Origin of the sequence: Eikenella sp. HMSC071B05 (genome assembly GCF_001811325.1) — a bacterium.
Lineage (GTDB): Bacteria > Pseudomonadota > Gammaproteobacteria > Burkholderiales > Neisseriaceae > Eikenella > Eikenella corrodens.
On sequence record NZ_KV804545.1, the window covers coordinates 1 to 2,152 of the forward strand.

General features: G+C 49.7%; 2 protein-coding genes. One reads left to right on the forward strand and one right to left on the reverse strand.

The features are described from left to right. Nucleotides 1–344 precede the first annotated feature (344 nt). A complete protein-coding gene (locus tag HMPREF2796_RS03965; protein ID WP_083308640.1) occupies nucleotides 345–1,217 on the forward strand; it encodes a metallophosphoesterase family protein in 873 nt (290 codons plus the stop codon). Nucleotides 1,218–1,322: 105 nt separating this feature from the next. Here the strand turns inward: HMPREF2796_RS03965 and HMPREF2796_RS03970 are convergent, their stop codons facing one another. Further along, nucleotides 1,323–1,982, reverse strand: coding sequence for a phosphoesterase (locus HMPREF2796_RS03970; RefSeq protein WP_070495266.1), 660 nt, complete (start codon nucleotides 1,980–1,982; stop codon nucleotides 1,323–1,325). Nucleotides 1,983–2,152 lie beyond the last annotated feature (170 nt).

The following is a 2,152-nucleotide window of genomic DNA, read 5'->3' on the forward strand; positions in this document are numbered from 1 at the left end:
GTTAAAACAAATGGTAAAAGATAGTCTAACCTGGTTATCTAGGACAGCCCCTTTTATTTTCAAATGAACATCATCAGCCTGCTTGATGAATAACATGGTGTTATGATTTTGGCTTGCGTATATTTCTTTATTCGAATAGCTATTCTGATAAAAAATTATGCTGAATTGCGTATTGTCGTAACCCCACAAAAAATATCATCTGTTGAAATTTTATCTTTAAAATAAAAAGATAAGCCATGAAAAAACGAAATATTTAATACTTTCTGTTGAACTGTTTTTTTTAGAGCAATAACGTGTATTGTATCTACACACCCATTTTTACCCACCCAATTAAATCATTCCCCATGATCCGCCTTGCCCTGTTCGCCGACATCCACGGCAAATTCCTGCTCCCCTTCAAGTTGGCACACCACTACCAGCAAACCACCGGCCAACCCATAGACTTAATTGTCCAATGCGGCGATATGGGCGCATTTCCGGATAAGGGACGTATGGACAAGGCCACGCTGCGTCATGCGGCGAGGGACCGCGACGAATTGGGTTTTATGGATGATTTTGTGCACGCCAAGCCGCCGATCGCCCAATTCCTCGAGCGGCTCAACCTCAATATGCTCTGTGTGCGCGGCAATCATGAGGACCATGAATTTTTGGATGAATTGGAACGGCAAAGCGTGCAGGCTGCTTTTCCGATTGATGCGTATCGGCGCGTTTGGGTGCTGAAAACAGGCGAGCCGTTTGTGTTGCAGAAAGATAGCGAGTCGCTGGAAATTCTCGGCATCGGGCGCATTGGCGATAGGAAACAGCGGCCGCACGGCGAATTTATTCAGGAGTATGAACGGCAAACCTTGCGCCGCTTTATTAAAGACTGCCTGAAAAACAAGCACGACCCCGATCTGCTGATAACGCATGACCAGCCCACCGACAGCCAAAGCGGTTACGGCGCGGGAGAGATTGCCGAGGTGCTGGACCAGCTGGCGTTTGCCTACCATTTTTACGGGCACACGGGCGAGGCATACCGGCAGAACTTGGCGGACAACGGCATCACCCGGTCGGTCAAAATCAAAGAATTGGAATTTGACCGACAGGGGAAGTTGTCGGAAGGCTGTATGTTGATTTTGGAAGTGGAGCAGAAGAAAGGAGACAAGCTGTTTTCGCTTTCGCCTGTGCCGTTAAACGAGATCTTTCATTTTATGCGGGACACTTGGCGGTATTGCTGATGCGGAAAGGACGGATTGAAAACCCGTCCTTTTGTTATGCCGACTGTTTTTCAGGCAGCCTGCACTATTCAAGGCTACCTGAAAATTCATCTCTAAAATAAAAGCTCATTCATTCAATGCTGTCAATCTCGCCCGAACTTTTGCAGCCGCATCTTCCGTGCTGTTGCCGACAATAACGTTTTGCTTGTCGTCGAAATACTGAACGGCAGGGAGGTCGCGCAGGAAGCTGTCAATATCTTGTTCGGTCAGGAAACGGCCGTGCATATCCCAGCCGACATTGAGGGCACGCCCTTTGACGGCGGCCATGCGGTCGTGCAGATGGCCGTAGAGGTGGTATAGGCCGTGGTGGATGCCGTCCCATTCGTATAAGGGATAGTGGCACAAAATCGCGGTATTGCCGATTTCGGGCAGTTTGAGCCGCAGGTAATGGCTGGCGGACGAGAGCAACGGATGGCCGTCGGCTTTGCGCGTGTTGAGGAAATGTGCTTCGTTTTGCCGAATCAGGTAGTCGTGGTTGCCGTAAATCAAATGGTGTTGCCCGTTAAGCCGTTGCAGCACGGCTTCGATGTGTGCGGGCTTTTTGGCAAAGCAGACATCGCCGAGGTTGTACACAGTGTCTTGCGGGGTAACGACGCGGTTCCAGCAGTCGATCAGGTATTCGTTCAACTCGTCGGCGTTATCGCTTTGCAGGCGAAATTGCGGGCAGTATCGGGCGATGTTGGGATGGGAGAAGTGCCAGTCGGCTGTGAAATAGGTTTGAGGCATGGGATACTCGGTTTCTGGTCATCTGACAATGAAAAATAAGGTGCAGGCTGCTTTAGAGGCCGTCTGAAACAGGGTTGGGGCGATAAAAAGCAGCCTGCACTTTTTTGCCTACCTATCTGCCGGTCAATACCAACCGTTGGCAGAAGGCTTCCCAATCAGCAAGGTGCACA